Annotated in this window: 13 protein-coding genes; 8 read left to right on the forward strand and 5 right to left on the reverse strand. The window is 65.1% G+C overall.

Annotated features, from left to right (window positions below):
- Positions 1–6 precede the first annotated feature (6 nt).
- On the reverse strand, positions 7–1,248 hold the full coding sequence (locus CO675_RS03965) for a hypothetical protein (protein WP_143278867.1): 1,242 nt from the start codon (positions 1,246–1,248) through the stop codon (positions 7–9).
- Positions 1,249–1,427: 179 nt separating this feature from the next.
- A complete protein-coding gene (locus tag CO675_RS03970) occupies positions 1,428–1,712 on the reverse strand; it encodes a hypothetical protein (protein WP_143278868.1) in 285 nt (94 codons plus the stop codon).
- 337 nt (positions 1,713–2,049) lie between these two features.
- On the opposite strand from CO675_RS03970, the gene CO675_RS03975 reads away from it, so the two are divergent.
- The 7 genes from CO675_RS03975 (at position 2,050) to CO675_RS04005 (ending at position 10,258) form a co-directional block, all read left to right on the forward strand.
- Positions 2,050–4,323, forward strand: a complete 2,274-nt coding sequence (locus CO675_RS03975) for a polysaccharide biosynthesis tyrosine autokinase (RefSeq protein WP_097670666.1) — start codon at positions 2,050–2,052, stop codon at positions 4,321–4,323.
- Between the two features lie 72 nt (positions 4,324–4,395).
- A complete protein-coding gene (locus tag CO675_RS03980; protein ID WP_097670667.1) occupies positions 4,396–5,154 on the forward strand; it encodes a class I SAM-dependent methyltransferase in 759 nt (252 codons plus the stop codon).
- Positions 5,155–5,157: 3 nt separating this feature from the next.
- Entirely contained in the window at positions 5,158–6,273 is a 1,116-nt protein-coding gene (locus tag CO675_RS03985) for a glycosyltransferase family 4 protein (protein ID WP_097670668.1), read from the forward strand.
- The gene (locus CO675_RS03990) at positions 6,270–7,562 is read left to right on the forward strand and encodes an O-antigen ligase family protein (RefSeq protein ID WP_097670669.1); all 1,293 of its coding nucleotides are present in this window, start codon (positions 6,270–6,272) and stop codon (positions 7,560–7,562) included. The genes CO675_RS03985 and CO675_RS03990 overlap by 4 nt, the downstream gene beginning before the upstream one ends.
- 26 nt (positions 7,563–7,588) lie before the next feature.
- Positions 7,589–8,878, forward strand: a complete 1,290-nt coding sequence (locus CO675_RS03995; protein ID WP_245452617.1) for an MATE family efflux transporter — start codon at positions 7,589–7,591, stop codon at positions 8,876–8,878.
- A complete protein-coding gene (locus CO675_RS04000) occupies positions 8,875–9,501 on the forward strand; it encodes a class I SAM-dependent methyltransferase (RefSeq protein ID WP_097670671.1) in 627 nt (208 codons plus the stop codon). Before CO675_RS03995 ends, CO675_RS04000 begins: the two co-directional genes overlap by 4 nt.
- 85 nt (positions 9,502–9,586) lie before the next feature.
- Positions 9,587–10,258 carry a class I SAM-dependent methyltransferase gene (locus CO675_RS04005; protein ID WP_097670672.1) on the forward strand — a complete coding sequence of 224 codons (672 nt, stop codon included), beginning with the start codon at positions 9,587–9,589 and terminating at the stop codon, positions 10,256–10,258.
- Here the strand turns inward: CO675_RS04005 and CO675_RS04010 are convergent, their stop codons facing one another.
- From CO675_RS04010 to CO675_RS04020, 3 genes are all read right to left on the reverse strand, one after another.
- Entirely contained in the window at positions 10,259–10,978 is a 720-nt protein-coding gene (locus tag CO675_RS04010) for a class I SAM-dependent methyltransferase (protein WP_097670673.1), read from the reverse strand.
- A gap of 8 nt (positions 10,979–10,986) precedes the next feature.
- The gene (locus CO675_RS04015) at positions 10,987–12,297 is read right to left on the reverse strand and encodes a nucleotide sugar dehydrogenase (protein ID WP_097670674.1); all 1,311 of its coding nucleotides are present in this window, start codon (positions 12,295–12,297) and stop codon (positions 10,987–10,989) included.
- A gap of 73 nt (positions 12,298–12,370) precedes the next feature.
- Complete coding sequence (locus tag CO675_RS04020; protein ID WP_097670675.1) at positions 12,371–13,681, reverse strand: glycosyltransferase family 4 protein; 1,311 nt, start codon at positions 13,679–13,681, stop codon at positions 12,371–12,373.
- A 117-nt stretch (positions 13,682–13,798) separates the two neighbouring features.
- Between CO675_RS04020 and CO675_RS04025 the strand changes: the two genes are divergently transcribed.
- Entirely contained in the window at positions 13,799–15,040 is a 1,242-nt protein-coding gene (locus CO675_RS04025) for a glycosyl hydrolase (RefSeq protein ID WP_245452618.1), read from the forward strand.
- Positions 15,041–15,066 lie beyond the last annotated feature (26 nt).

Here is a 15,066-nt window from a genome sequence, read left to right on the forward strand (position 1 = left end):
TGTGGTCTAGCCCGCCTGCAGCCGCGGACGGCTGATCCGCTGTGCCAGTCCTGTTCCGATCACGGCTCCCAACACGATCACTCCGGGCAGCGCCGGCAATTCCGGCAAGGTGAAGGCGGCGAGCAGCAGCGTCAGCAACGCGGCTGCCGCCGCCGCGGGATGGGACCAGTCACGGCCGCGATTGCGTGCACCGGCCGTGAACGCCGCGATGCCCGCGATCGTGACTGCGATTGAAGTCCAGAACATGGCGGAACCGAATTGCGCGATCAAGGCGGCGGCGCTGGTTGCCGCCACGGGCTTCGCGGTCGCGCCTTGCCAGTCCATGTAGGTCGATGCCAGCGTAGCGGTGGTGCCGGCGCCGCTGCCGAGCGCGGGCAGGTCGGCGAGCAGATTTTGGGTCGACTGCACGAGCTCGTCCGGCGCATGGGCGAAGGCGATGGCAAGCGCCACATCGGGATGGCGGTTGGCGATCGCCGTTACCAGCGCAATCAACGCGATCGCAGCCGCAGCAGCGGCGCTGCTCCGGCGAGGCAGATGAAGTTTTCGCGCGGCGAAGGTCATCAGGACGAGCGCGACGCCCGCTGCGATCGCGATCGCGGCGCCGCGTCGTCCGTACCAGCAGGCGCTGGCGGCGCAAAACAGCACGCCGGCGGCGAGCAGCCGGCGCAATCGGGCCGACTGGGCCGCCGTGCGGCCGCCAATATGTCCGCCGACATCGAGCGCGCGCGCAAGGCTGAGCGGGACGCCAATGAGAACGACGACGAGGAATCCGTTTGCCGTCCCGTCGCGCGCGGTGTCGGCCGCGCCAAGCCAGGCTTTGATCGGATCGCTATACGACAGCAGGATCAGCGCTGCGACGGCCGCGGTCGCTGCAATGCTGCGCGCCACCATGTCGGCGCGGCGGGCATCGATCGCGACCGCCGCGGCTGATATCATGACCGAGAGCAGCGACAGCCAGAGCAGCAATGCGCCAAGGCTTGCACCGGTATCGATCGTGATGCTGCCGCTGAGCGACGCCCCCAGTGTTTCGCCGGTGAACTTCCACACCGGATGCGCCCAGAACGTCAGCGGAAGCATCTGCAGGATGATCCAGAGCATCGGCACCAGCGCCGCCGCAACGGCGGGCCCGGCGACCCGCTTCAGGAAAGACAATTCACCTGGACGAATCGCCGTCAGGCTCGCCAGCAGCCCAAGCGACGTCGCGGCGCCGACCAGGCCGATGGCGAGCGACGCGTCGATGAGACCCACCGGAATCGACGCCCCGACCAAGATGCGGATGAAAGCCGTGACGTTCCACACGGGAGGGACAAATCCTTGGGAAGCAGGTCCTGCGGACCAAGAGAACGCAAGGCAGCGGGATGCCCCGGGCTCGTCGCGAGGTCAATGGAAATCAGGCGCGGCCGGATCGCGCAACCGCGTAGCGCGCGCTACTGCGGACGGCGCAGCGCGATGAGTGGGGTCGAGGCGCGGGACCGGAGCAACGGCGCGAAGGTGCTCGCGAGATATCCGACCTGCAGCGATACCATGGCGATGATCATGAGCAGCGCAGTCTCGGACCACGAGAGGCGCGCTACGCCGATGGCGGCCAGCAGCATGTGTTCCACAAGCATCACCGGCACCAGCACCAGACAGTGCTGGCGCAGCCCAAGCACGGCGCCGCCGATCAAATTGCCAAGCAAAACAAATAACATAACACAACCCTGTGCCTGCATCTTACCGGGCAGGGTCCTAAGCCGGGATTAATCCGGTCGTCGCAAATCTGTCGGCGATGCGGTCCACAGGCGCCATCAAGCGGCACGCAAGGCGGTGCAGTGGAAACGCCCAATTCCGCGGCTGTGGCGGCGGAATGTTAAGGCCGGCGCGGTCAGCCGGGGCGCGCGGTCGGGCAGGGGTTTTAATTGGCGCGATAACCTTGGCTATGCTAACGAACTGTTATCATTCGTTAGGGAGATGGCATTGTTCACATTTGAGCGATCCGGCGGTCTTTCGGCTGCGCGCCTGGCGGTATTGGCGCGCCCGGCAGGATGCATCCTGCGGCGATAGGACGAGATGCTTCAGCGCAACCAGATTTCGACGCCTGTCGACTTGCGAAATCGTCCGGCCGAACTGCCGTCGCTGGCGGAAACCTTCGACGCCTTCGTCACCTATCTGCTGCGGCAGTACTGGGTGATCCTCGGGACCGCCGGGCTCTGCCTGTTCGGCGGCATCTGCTACCTGATGGCGGCAGCGCCGAGCTATACCGCGCTTGCCACGATGATCATCGACACGCGCAAGCTCCAGGGCGGCCAGCAGCAGTCGCCGGTGAATGACGTCCCGGTCGATTCTTCCGCGGTCGAGAGCCAGGTCGAAATCCTGAAGTCGGAGAACGTGGCGCTCGCGGTGATCCGCGACCTCAAGCTCAACGAGGATCCGGAATTCATCGGCGCCAGGGCCGGCGCGGCGGGAGCGGTGCTGGACTTCGTGTCCGGCTTGTTTACCCGCAGCGCGCCGCCCAACGAGTTCTACCGGACGCGGCGCGCGGTCCGCACCTTCGAGAAGCAGCTCGACGTCCGCCGCCGCGGCATGACCTATGTGATCGAGGTCAGCTTCCGCTCGCTCGATCCCGAGCGTGCGGCGCAGATCGCCAACGCCGTCGCGGACGCCTATATCGTCGAGCAGCTCGATTCCAAGTATCAGGCGACCCGCCGCGCCAGCGTCTGGCTGCAGGACCGGATCCAGGAGCTGCGCACCCAGGCATCCAATGCCGAGCGCGCGGTGCTCGACTACAAGAAGACCAACAACATCGTCACGTCCAGCGGCAAGCTGCTCAACGAACAGCAACTCGGCGAGCTCAACACCCAGCTGCTCCAGGTGAAGTCGCAGGTCACAGATGCCAAGGCCAAGCTCGACCGCATCGAGGCGGTGGTGAAGGGCGGCGTCCCCGATGCGACGGTTGCCGATACCCTGAACAACCAGGTCATCACCAAGCTGCGCTCGCAGTATCTCGAGCTGTCCAACCGCGAAGCCGACTGGTCGGCGCGCTATGGCTACAATCACCTGGCCGCCGTCAATCTGCGCAACCAGATGCGCGAGATCCAGTCGTCGATCATCGACGAATTGAAGCGACTCGCCGAGAGCTACAAGAGCGACTATGCGATCGCCCTGCAGCGCCAGACCGAGATCGAGCGCGCCGTCAACGATTCGGTGTCGCAGTCGCAGTCCACCAACCAGGCGCAGGTCACGCTGCGCGAGCTCGAGAGCTCGGCCCAAACCTACCGCTCGCTCTATGATAATTTCCTGCAGCGCTACATGGAGAATGTGCAGCAGCAGTCGTTTCCGGCCAGCGAGGCGCGGGTGATCACCCGTGCCTCGCGTCCGCTCAGCAACAGCCACCCGCAGACCTTCGTCGTGCTCGCGCTCTCGGCGCTCGGCGGCCTGATCGCCGGGCTCGCGCTCGGCGTGTTGCGCGACCTCTATGACCGGGTGTTCCGCACCGCTGAAATGGTCGAGACCATCCTCGACGCCGATTGCGTCGCGATCGTTCCCCGCCTCTCGCCAAGCCAGTTCAAGGCGCCGGTGGCGGGTCGTCCGAACCTGCCGGTCGGCGCGCGCATGATCCAGCGCGGCGATGAGCCGGTGCTGTGGGCCGCGATCGATTCGCCGTTCTCGCGGTTCTCGGAAGCGATCCGCTCGATCAAGGTCAATGCGGACCTCAATGTCACCAAGCCGTCGAAGATCCTCGGCCTGACCTCGGCGCTGCCCAACGAGGGTAAGTCGACGCTGGCCTTCGTGTTCGCGCAATTGGTTGCGCAGAGCGGGGCGCGCGTGCTCCTGGTCGATTGCGACTTGCGCAATCCCTCGCTGAGCCGCAAGATCGCCGCCAACGCCGAGCGCGGCATTCTGGACGTCTTGTCGAACAACGCGACACTGCAGGACACGCTGTGGCGCGATCCCGAGACCGGCCTTGTCTTCCTGCCGGGCGCCACACGGTCGCGCATCGCGCATTCGCACGAGGTGCTGGCCTCCGACCAGATGAAGGATTTCATCGACGCCGTCCGCGGCCATTATGATTACGTGATCGTCGACTTCCCGCCACTCACGCCGGTGGTCGATGTCCGCATCACCGCGCACTTCGTCGATTCCTTCGTCTTCATCGTGGAATGGGGCAAGACCCAGGTGCAGGTGGTCGAGCGGGCGCTGCGCAGCGCGCGCGCAGTCAATGAGAACCTGCTCGGCGTCGTGCTCAACAAAGCCGATATCGCCGCGATGAGCCGCTATAGCGGCTATGGCGGCAAGAACTACTATTACAACTCGCACTATGGGCGATATGGCTACACCGAGTGAGACGCGAGGCGGGATGCCCCGGCGCGCCGCCGACTGGCTTGCCCGCATGCCGCCCGGAGCGATGGCTAGACCATGACGATGGAATTCAGCATCGGACAGCACAACGCGCATTATGAGGGCGTCTATTCGGCGCAGGAGCGCGACTGGCGCCGCGTCTGCGCGGTCGACAAGGCCGATCATATCGCCGGCTTGCTGGGCGCGTCCGCCGCCGGTGTCGGCAATGTGCTCGAGGTCGGTTGCGGCACCGGCGCCGTGCTGGCACGGCTGTCCGCGATCGGGATCGGCCGCGACTTCACCGGCATCGACGTCATCGATCCCGCAACCAATCTGGAGACCGACGGCGCCGCTTCAGTCCCGTTCCGCTGGTCGAGCTATGACGGTGCAACGATCCCGCTCGCCGACGGATCGTTCGACCTCGTCTATGCCAGCCACGTGCTCGAGCACGTGCCCGAACCGCGCGCGTTCCTGCACGAGCTGGCCAGGGTGGCGCGGAATTTCATCTATCTCGAAGTGCCGTGCGAGCTGCATGCCCGGACCAACCGCCGGGCGCTGCAATCGACGCTCGACATCGGCCACATCAATTTCTACACGCCGGACACGTTCCGCCTGGTGCTGGAGACCGCGGGGCTTCATGTTGCCGGCTTCGGCACCTATGATCACAGCCTGTCGGTGCACGCCTTTCATTCGTCGCGCCTGAAGGGGCTTGCCAAGAGCCTCGTGCGGAAGTCGCTGTTGTCGGTCAGCCCGGCGTTCGCCACTCGGCTTGCGACCTATCATTGCGGGGCGCTCTGCCGGCGCGCCGGGGCCGCGGCGCCGCCGCGGGACGGCTAAGCTATGGCGCCGCGCGTGGTCGTCTTCAACAACATGATCACACCCTACACCAATCGGCTCTACAACGAGCTGGTTGGCCGTGGGCTGGACCTCGCCGTGCTGTCCTGTACCGCGCAGGAGGCCGATCGCTCCTGGGCGGGATCGTTCACGCCGCGTTATGCGACGCGCACGGTGCCCGGTGTCTCGATCCCGCTGTCGCGGTCGCGTCACACCCATCTCAATATCGGGATCGGGCGCGCGTTGAACGCGCTCGCGCCCGACCTGCTGTTCGTCAACGGCCTCTATCCCTCGATGCTGGCCGGCGCGGCATGGGCGCGCGCCAACGGCAGGGCACTTGCGTTGACGATCGACGGCTGGCGCGAGACGATGCCCAACACGGCCTATCATCGCCTGGCGCGGCCATGGCTGCTGCGTCAGTGCGGGGCAGTCGTGTGCTGCAGCGACAAGGGCAGGGCTTATTTCCGCGGCGAGGGTGTAGGCGACGACGATCTGTTCGTGGTGCCGCTGGTGCCGGCATGGGATCCGCCGGACACCGTCCCGGGTTTCCACGACCGTCCCTTTCACCTGCTGTGGTGCGCGCGCATCAACGACAGCGCCAAGAACGCGATCTTCTTCGAGGACGTCGCCATCGCGCTCGGCCGAGTCTTGCCGGGCTTACGGGTTCGCGTGGTCGGGTCTGGTGCCGCCGAGCAGCGCATGCTGGCGCGGCTCGGCGGCGCCGGCATCGACGTCAAGCACGACAGCTATGTTCCGTGGCAGACGATATCGGAGGTCTATCTGCAGTCACGGCTGTTGCTGCTGCCCTCGCTGCTGGAACCGTGGGGCCTGGTGTGCAACGAGGCTCTGCAGTGCGGGGTTCCCTGCCTGGTGTCGCCCCATGTCGGAGCGGGCGGCGAGTTGGTGCGCGACCAGGACAATGGTCATGTCTGCGCGCTCGACGAGCAGGCATGGGTCGACGCGGCGCGCGGCTTGCTCGAACATCCCGCGCGCTGGGAGGCGATGTCGCGGCGCGCCCGGCAGAGCGTGCGAAAGGATGCGCTTGCGGACGCCGCGGCGCGCTTCACCGCCGCGGTCGATCATCTCTTGAGGCCGCCGGCCCGGCAGGAAGCCGCGCAATGATCGGCAGATGGTGGTTTCGAACCGAGGTCTTTCTGCACGCCTATCTGGTGATGGTGCTCGGCTGCATCTATTTCCTGTTCAATTTCGTCGAGGGCATCTCGTTCGCGGAACGGGCCGGGGAGTCCACGCTGTTCCGCGGCGCGTGGCTGCTGCTCTATATCCTGCTGATGCTGCACATTGCAGTCGATCGGAAGCGCTTCGGCCTCTTGATGCTGCAATCGCATCTCTACCTGACATTCGTTGCCTTCGCGCTGCTGTCGCTTACGCTCAGCGCCGACCCCGCGGGCGCGTCGGTCAAGTTCGCGATGTATCTCCTGACCACGCTGTTCTCGGCCTGGGTCGTGATCAGTTACCCCGTCGATCGGCTCGTCGACACTCTGTTCCGGATCGGGATCGTGGTGCTGATCGTTCATGTCCTGCTGTTTCCTGTGATCGGCTCGCAATGGGACTACGACCCGCTGCATCGTCCGACCGTGCTCGGGACCCAGGCCTATGCCGGCGTGTTCGGCCACAAGAACCTCGCGGGCGCCTTCTTCGGTCTCATGGTGCTGATCTGTTTCGTGCGCGTGCTCGCGGGGCCGCGGCGGCAATTCGGCTGGTCGCTGTTGCTGATGGGATGTCATCTTCTTGCGCTCGCGGCGGCCGGCGCCGCAGGACCGCTGATCAGCATGCTCACGGCACTCGCGGTGACTTTCGGGCTGCTGCTGCTGGTGCTTGGGCACAGGGGAGCGGCCTCGATCTACTGGCTCGGCCTCGCCTTTGTTGCGCTTGTCATGTTCACCGTGCCGAGCGACGAGTTGTATGGCTTGGTCGGCCGCAGTGGAAACCTGACCGGCCGCTCGTTCCTCTGGGCGGTCTGGCCGCACTTCTTCTGGCAACATCCCTGGCTCGGCTACGGCTTCTCCGGGTTCTTCAACGAACTGCCGAACTCGCCCGTGAACGAGCTGACCAGCATGGCGCCATGGAACACCGAGTTCGGCTCGTTCGAGAATTCCTATCTCGATGCCTTCCTCCAGTTCGGCCTGCTCGGCGGCACGTTATATATGCTGCTGCTGGCGCGGGCGCTCTGGAACACCATCGTCTTCACTTTCGAGCGGCGCGGGATGTACTGGCTGGCGCCGTTCGCGATGCTGTTGTTCGTCGTGATCGCGTCAGCCAACGATTCCAGCCAGCTGCTGCATAATTATTTCGGCTGCGTGCTGGTGTTCTGGTGCTATTTCGGCCCGGAGGCCAGGCTGCAAGCGGCGCCGCGGCGGGCGTTTACCAGATTGCGTGTGAGTGAGGCGTGAGCGCATTGAGCGAAAGGCTGGATCGAATGGCGGCCCCGACCCGGGTCGCCGGTGCTGCGCGCGGAGCGCTCGGCCGACTGCGTCGCGCCGGGGGCAATGTCGCGCTCGGCCTGATCGATCAAGCGCTGCTCAGCGGCTCCGCCTTCGTGCTGACGATCGTGCTGGCCAATGTGCTCGATATCAATTCATTCGGCCGGTTCAGCGTCGCCTGGTCGTTCTCGATCCTGATCGAGGCGGTGTTTCTGCGCGGGGTGTTCGACGACGGGCTGCCGGCGACCGCGCACCGCATCCCGAAATCGCTGTGGCCGCAGCTGCGGCTCGGCCTCTATCTGTCGTCGCTGCTGGTCTCGTCGGCGCTTGGCCTCTCGCTGGTGATTGCCGGCCTCGTGATTGGTGCTGTCGGCGGTGCCGCGGGCGGGCTCATGATCGCAACCGGGCTCGCGATCCCGGCGGTTCGGCTGCAAAGCATGTTCCGCCGCATCTGCTATCTCGATGGGCGGCTGTCGCGTGCGGTGGGATCGTCGCTGACCTATTGCGTGACGCTCGTCGCCACGGCAGGGCTGATGATCGCGCTCAGGCTGACCGGCGCGGCGGCGGCGATGGCGTGTATCGCGATCTCGGCGGCGCTCGCCGGCAGCCTGCTGCTCGCGCACACCAGCGAACTGGCCTGGCCGCAGACCAGGATCTTTCGCGGCTCGCTGCGGCGGCTGTTCCGGAACGGCCGCTGGTTCGTCGCGACCTCGCTCACCTACTGGATCGGCAGTATCGGGCTGATCCCGGTTTGCGGCGTCCTGATCGGGCTGGACGCGAGCGCGTCGCTGCGGATCCTGCTCCTGGTGTTCGCACCGCTCAGCCAGGTCTGCGCGACGATGTTCTCGGTTCGCCTGCCGGAGATCGCCGCCGAGCTGCGCGCCGGCCGGCGCAGCGCGGTCGCCGCTGCTGCGCGCGAAAATGCCGTGCTGCTCGGTTCGATCGCGGCCGCCTATGGTGCGGTGGTGGTGTTGTTCGGCCAGCGCATTCTTGCCCTTGTCATCCACGGCCAGAGTTACGAGGTCGGCACCGGCAGCATCGCCTTGATGGGGGCCGCGATGGCGCTCGACGCCGTGTGGCTCGGCCTCGCGCTGCCGCTGTTTGCGACCGGCAGGCCGCAGCGGTTCATGCTGAGCCGGATCGCCGGCCTCGTTGCGTTGTGCTGCGTTCTACCGTTTGCGGCGGAGGCCTGGCAGGTGATGGGGGCGGTCGCGGCGATGGTGGCCTCCAGCGCGGCGTCCGTGATCGTGGTCGTGCTGACGAATTCGATGCGGGAACAGACATGACCGACGACGCCTCAGGCCACTCGCCCTCGAAGCTGCATATCGGCGCCTTCAATTGCGGCATCGCGGGCTGGATCAACACCGATATCACGGTGCATCTGTGGATCGCGCGCCTGCCGCTCGCGGCGAAAGCGTTGCGTCTCGCCGGCCTGCTGAACGACGTCCGCTATGCCGAGCACCGCCAGGGCAAGTTTGCCGGGCTCCGCTACATGGACCTCACCAAGCCGCTGCCGTTCGCGGATGGCAGCCTCTCGGCGGTGTTCAGTGCGCATGTCTTCGAGCATCTGTTTCCTGACGAGGTCGAGCGGCTGGCGCGCGAGATTGCGCGGGTGCTGGCGCCAGGCGGGGTATGCCGCATCGTCGTCCCCGACATGGAACGGATCGTCGCGCTCTACGATCCGGCAGCGCCGCAGGCCTTCCTCAAGGGTGTGTTCGAGATCGAGCGCCGCAGGGACGCCGCCTTTGCGCATCACTGGGGCTTTACGCGCGCCTCCCTCGCGGCGCTGTTCCGCGACGCGGGCTGTTCCGAGACCCACATCCGGGCCTATCGTGAAGGCATTTGTCCCGATATCGACCGGCTCGACAACCGGCCGGACGAGTCGATTTTCTTCGAGGCGATCAAGTGAGCGAGATCGGCAAATCGATGCGCGGTTGCACGAAGGATCGCGCGTGCGGTGCTAGATCGAACCGACGAGTAGCAGGAGACTGACATTGCTGGGCGCAATTCAAGCCCGATTTTCCGGTGCAGCGCGCAAGCGGCGCGGCGAGTTCCTCGTCCGCACCGTGAACCTGCCGCTCGACGCAAAGATCCTCGATCTCGGCGGCGGCACCGGCCGGCACATTCGCGCGATCCTGCCCCACCATACCGACATCACAATCTGCGATATCTCGGCCGACGATTTGAAGGTCGCGCGCGAGCGCTTCGGGTTCAAGACGGTCCTGCTGCAGGAGACCGAACGCCTGCCGTTCAAGAACCAGGTGTTCGACTTCTGCTTCTGCTCGTCGGTGATCGAGCATGTCACCGGGCCGAAGCAGGACGTCGTGACGATCGAGAACGACACGGCATTCCGGAGCATCGCGCGCGAGCACCAGAACCGCTTTGCCGGTGAGATCTCGCGGGTCGCAAAATCCTTCTACGTGCAGACGCCGTACCGGTACTTTCCGATCGAGAGCCATACCTGGCTGCCCGGCATCATCGTCCTGTTGCCGAGGCGGCTGCAAATCTCACTGATCGAAAGATTCAACCGCTTCTGGTTCAAGCGGACCGCGCCCGACTGGCATCTGTTCGACTGGCGGGAGATGAGCGAAACGTTTCCGGACGCGAAGATCTATCGCGAACGATATCTCGGCATGACCAAGTCGCTGATGGCGATCAAGGCCTGATCAGTCGTCGCGCTGGGCAAGGATATTGATCAGTGTGCCGACCGCGGGCCGCCGATCGAGCGCCGGCGGGAGCGGGGAGCCGGCAAAGCTGGCACCGAGCATCGTGAGACCATGTTGCCGCAGCAGGCCCCGCATGATCGCGGGCGTGGTGTCGAACCTGGAAAAAGCGAGGTAGCGGAACAGCGGCCGCGAAGACACGCGCGACGAAGCCGAATGCGCGAGCTTGTAGCCCCGGCGCAGCAGCGATCCGCGATTGGGGATCGAGACCAGCAACAGTCCGCCGGGCCTCAGCACGCGATGGATCTGGGCGAGGCACTGCGCCACGTCGGGGACATATTCCAGCACGCTCGCGCAGAGCACGCCGTCGAAGGACCGATCCGCAAACGGCAGGTTTGCGATGGTCGGAATCTGCCGGAATGTGAGCCGTTCGGCTGGCAGGCCGTCGGCCGGGCGGCCGCGGGCTGCCGCAATCATCTCCGACGAGGCGTCGACGCCGGTGACGTCGCAGCCGCGCGTAGCGAGCAGGCGGGAGAGCGTTCCGGTGCCGCAACCTGCATCCAGCCAGCGCTGGCCGGCGAGGTCCGCGTTCCCGAGCAGATCGAACATCGCGGCCGTGCGTGCCTTGAAGGTGCGGCTTTGATGCAGCGTCTCCCACTCCGACGAGATCTCGTCGTGAAAGCGGATTTCGGGTCGGTCACGGGCCTGGGCCATGGCAGCCATGGTGTTTCCTACCAGTGGAAGCCGCTCACTCTGGCGCGCACCTCGTCGGGCAATCCGATATCGGACAGTTCGAGCACAACCTGATCGGGCCGGGTTGCCTTCAGCGCCGCAACGAAGCGCGGATCGGCTGTCGTCAGCACGATGATGTCGGCCCATTCGACTGTCGCCGTCACATCGTCATGCAGGAGACCGACCAGCTCCGGGTTGCGCATCAAGAAGTCCCGGTTGGCGCCGATCAGTTGAGACAGCCGCACGTTGGGGTCGTAGATCCGGATGTCGCGCTGCTCGCCGCGCAGGCTTTTCACCAGCTCGACGAACGGGCTGTCGCGGACATCGTCGGTGCCGGCCTTGAAGCTGATGCCGAGAAACGCAATGCGGCGGCCGTCATGCGACAGGATCCAGTCGGCGCCGCGCGACATGATCATGTCGTTGCTCGGCAGGATGCTTTCGAGCACTGGCGTCGACAGGCCGCGGCTGTGCGCGAGGTGTTTCAGCGCCTTGACATCCTTGGGCAGGCAGGAGCCGCCGAAGGCAAAACCCGGCCGCAGATAGGCCGGAGAGATGTTGAGCCTTGTGTCCTGCAGGAAGATGTTTATGACGTCGCGGCCGTCAATGCCCAGCGTCTTCGCGATGGTGCCGATCTCGTTGGCGAAGCTGACCTTCAGCGCGTGCCAGCTGTTGTCGACATATTTGACCAGCTCGGCGGTCTCGACCGGCGGGGTGATCTTGGCGCCCGGCAGGTCCTTGTAGAGCGCCATGACGCGGTCGGCGGTTTCCTGGTTGAAGGCGCCGACAACCGTCTTGGATGGCGCGTTGAAATCGGCAATGGCGCTGCCTTCGCGCAGGAACTCCGGATTGAAGGCGAGGTCGAAATCGCGTCCGATCTTGTTGCCGGAGGCTTCCTCGATCAGCGGTCCGACGGCGCCGCGGGTGGTGCCGGGCAGCACGGTGGAGCGGATCGTCACAGTATGCGGCGCGTTCTTCGCCCGCAGACCGAGACCGATCTCGATGGCGACCTGCCGGATCGCGGTCAGGTCGAGGTTGCCGTTGCTGGACGACGGCGTGCCGACGCAGACCATCGATATATCGCTGTTGACGATCGCCTCGGTGGCGTCGGTGGTTGCAGTCAACTGACCCGTCGCAACCGCGTGTGCCACCTTGTCCGAGATGCCCGGCTCGATGACCGGCGATCGGCCCTTGCGGATCAGGTCGACCTTCTCGACGCTCTTGTCGACGCCGATAATCTGGTGGCCGAGCTCGGTGAAGCAGGCGGCGCAGACCGTTCCGACATAGCCGAGGCCGAAAATGCTGACGTTCATGCTTCGACCTTCGACAATCCAGCGACGTGCGGGTGGCCGCGTCGCGTTTCGCGTGAGGGAGGCGGCAGGGCGTTCAACGCGATGCCCGCCCGGCGGCTGCATTGGCGTTGACACCAGACGCCTGCGAGGTCGGCCGCTCCGCGGGGGCGTTCGCGCGTCGGGCGCGGCTCTGCCAGGGAAGCTTCCTGGCGAACAACGCCTCATAGGCGGCGAGCAGCTTCGGCTCCTCGTGTGTCCAGGACAATTCTCGCTCGACGCGGCTGCGGCCGAATGCCCCCATTGTCTGCCGCAACGACGGATCGTCGATCAGCGTGACGATCTTGCCGGCGAAATCCTGCGGATCGTTTTTCGCCGCATAGAGCGAGGCGTCGAGCGCCGAGCGGCGGCCTTCGCGGACGTCGAACTGAACGATCGGCCGTCCGAGCGCCATGTATTCCATGATCTTGTTCATGGTGGAGATGTCGTTCATCGGCGTGACGCGATCCGGATTGACGCAGACGTCCGCGGTCGAGAGCATCGTGAACAGCGCCTCATCGGCGATCGCGCCGGTGAAATGCACGTAATCGGAGAGCTGCATCTCCGCACAGAGCCTGACCACCGCATTCCACTCCGGCCCGGTGCCGGCGATGTTGAACTGGATGTCGGTGCGGCCGAGATCGTGCACGATGTGGCCGATCGACTGCAGCAGGAGATCGATGCCTTCCGACTGGCCGATCACGCCGACATAGCCGACGCTGTAGCGCCGGCCACGGCGCCAGGCTGGATCGGCGGGGCGGGAGCGCACCCGTTCCAGATTGGGGCCGGAGCGCACCACGAAGACCCGGTTGGCCGGCATCCTGCCGCGGGCAATCGCGATCTCGCGATAGGATTCGTTGGTCGCGATCGAGATGCTTGCGGTCTTGAAGGTGAGATATTCGACCAGCCGCAGCAGATGCCAGAAAAAGTCCCTGCGGCCGAATTTTGCTTCATAGAGCTCGGGATTGACGTCGTGATGATCGAACACGAAGCGCTTGCCGCCGAGCTTGAACAACAGGCCGATCAGGAAGATCAGGTCGGGCGGATTGCAGCCATGGATCACGTCGAAGCCGTGCTTCCACGCCACCTTGATCGCAAGCCACGTCTCCCAGAACAGCGCGACCGGATACTCGATGAGGTAGGCGGCGATCCCGCGCGCTTCCAGCGGCATCGGATGACGGTAAATGTGAATGCCGTCGAGGCATTCGTAAGCTTCGTCATGGCCGCGGCCCTTCGGACAGATCACCGAAACTTCATAGCCCGCCTTGCGCAGTGAGGTGGCCTCGCACCACACCCTGCGATCGAAAGGAACCGGAAGGTTCTCGACGATGACCAGGATCCGCCGCGGTGATGGTTCAGCTCTCGACATCTGCGATGATCTATACCATTGACCTAACAACATCACAATCCGACTAACATCGGCATTAACATGAGCGACTTTCATTATGCAATCCCGGCGCGGATGTGACGGCGGCGAGACACGGACATGGCAGGCAAGGTGAGGGATTGGGCACAAACGGGGCTGATTGCACTGGCTTTGAGTGCGCTGGCGCCGCTGGCTCACAAATGGCCGCTGCAGTGGGCCGGTGCGGCGGCAAACGATGCACTCAATGTGAGCCGTGTGAACGTGGTGATCCCGCCGACGCTTTTCGGCATGACGATCAATGCGATCGGGCAGTCGCAGCAACCATGGCCCGAGCTCAAGTTTGACGGCGTTCGGCTCTGGGGCGCGATCTACTGGGCGCAGGTCAACCCGGCGCCCGGCATCTACAATTGGGCGCGCTTCGACGCGATCCTAGCGGCGGCGGAGCGCGAGCACGTCGATATCGTGCTCAATCTCGCCTTCACGCCGCGCTGGGCCGCGTCCGTAAAGGATGCGCCGCCGGCGTTCACGCCCGGCGCCAGCTCGCCGCCCGCCGATCTGGCGTCATGGGATGAATGGGTGCGCGCGGCCGTGGCGCGCGCCGCCGGCCGCATCAAATACTGGGAAATCTGGAACGAGCCCGAGGATCCCAAATATTACTCGGGCGATATCGCGACCATGGTCCAGATGCAGAAACGGGCCTACGAGATCATCAAGGCCAGCGATTCCACTCTGACGGTGCTGACGCCGTCGTCCAACGGCACGCCGGACGGCTATCGCTGGCAACAGGCCTTCATGGCGCAAGGCGGCGGACAATATGCCGATGTGTTCGCCTTCCACGGCTATACGAGCGAACCCGAAGCGGTGCTCGGGGTCATCGCGCGCTTCAAGCAGATGCTCGCCGCGCACGATCTGTCCGCACGGCCGATCTGGGACACCGAGGCCGGCTGGCCGTCCCACGAGGACAATCCGGATGGCTGTCTGGCGCGCGCCTATATCCTGAAATGGATCAGCGGTGTCGACCGGTTCTATTGGTACGAGTTCGCCGGCGGCGGCAGCGACTTCGGCAAATTATGGGACCGGGCGCGCGGGCTGCTTCCGAGCGGAATCGCCTATCGCACCGTCCAGTCTTGGTTGGTCGGCGCCAGCGTCGTGGCCGCGGCCAGGACGTCGCCGTCGACCTGGCGCGTCGATCTCCGCATGAAGGATGGCAGCAGCGGTCTGATCCTCTGGACCACCAGCGGGCGGTCCATCTATCGGGTCGACCCGCGTTATAGCCGCTACCAGGGGCTGGACGGCGGAGAAGGAGCTGTCGCCAACGGTGAGGTCGAGATCTCGCCCAAACCGGTCCTGTTGCTGGAATGATAACGATGTTAAACCCCCCGCGCCAT

The sequence above is a fragment of the Bradyrhizobium sp. C9 genome (assembly GCF_002532045.1).
Taxonomy (GTDB): domain Bacteria; phylum Pseudomonadota; class Alphaproteobacteria; order Rhizobiales; family Xanthobacteraceae; genus Bradyrhizobium.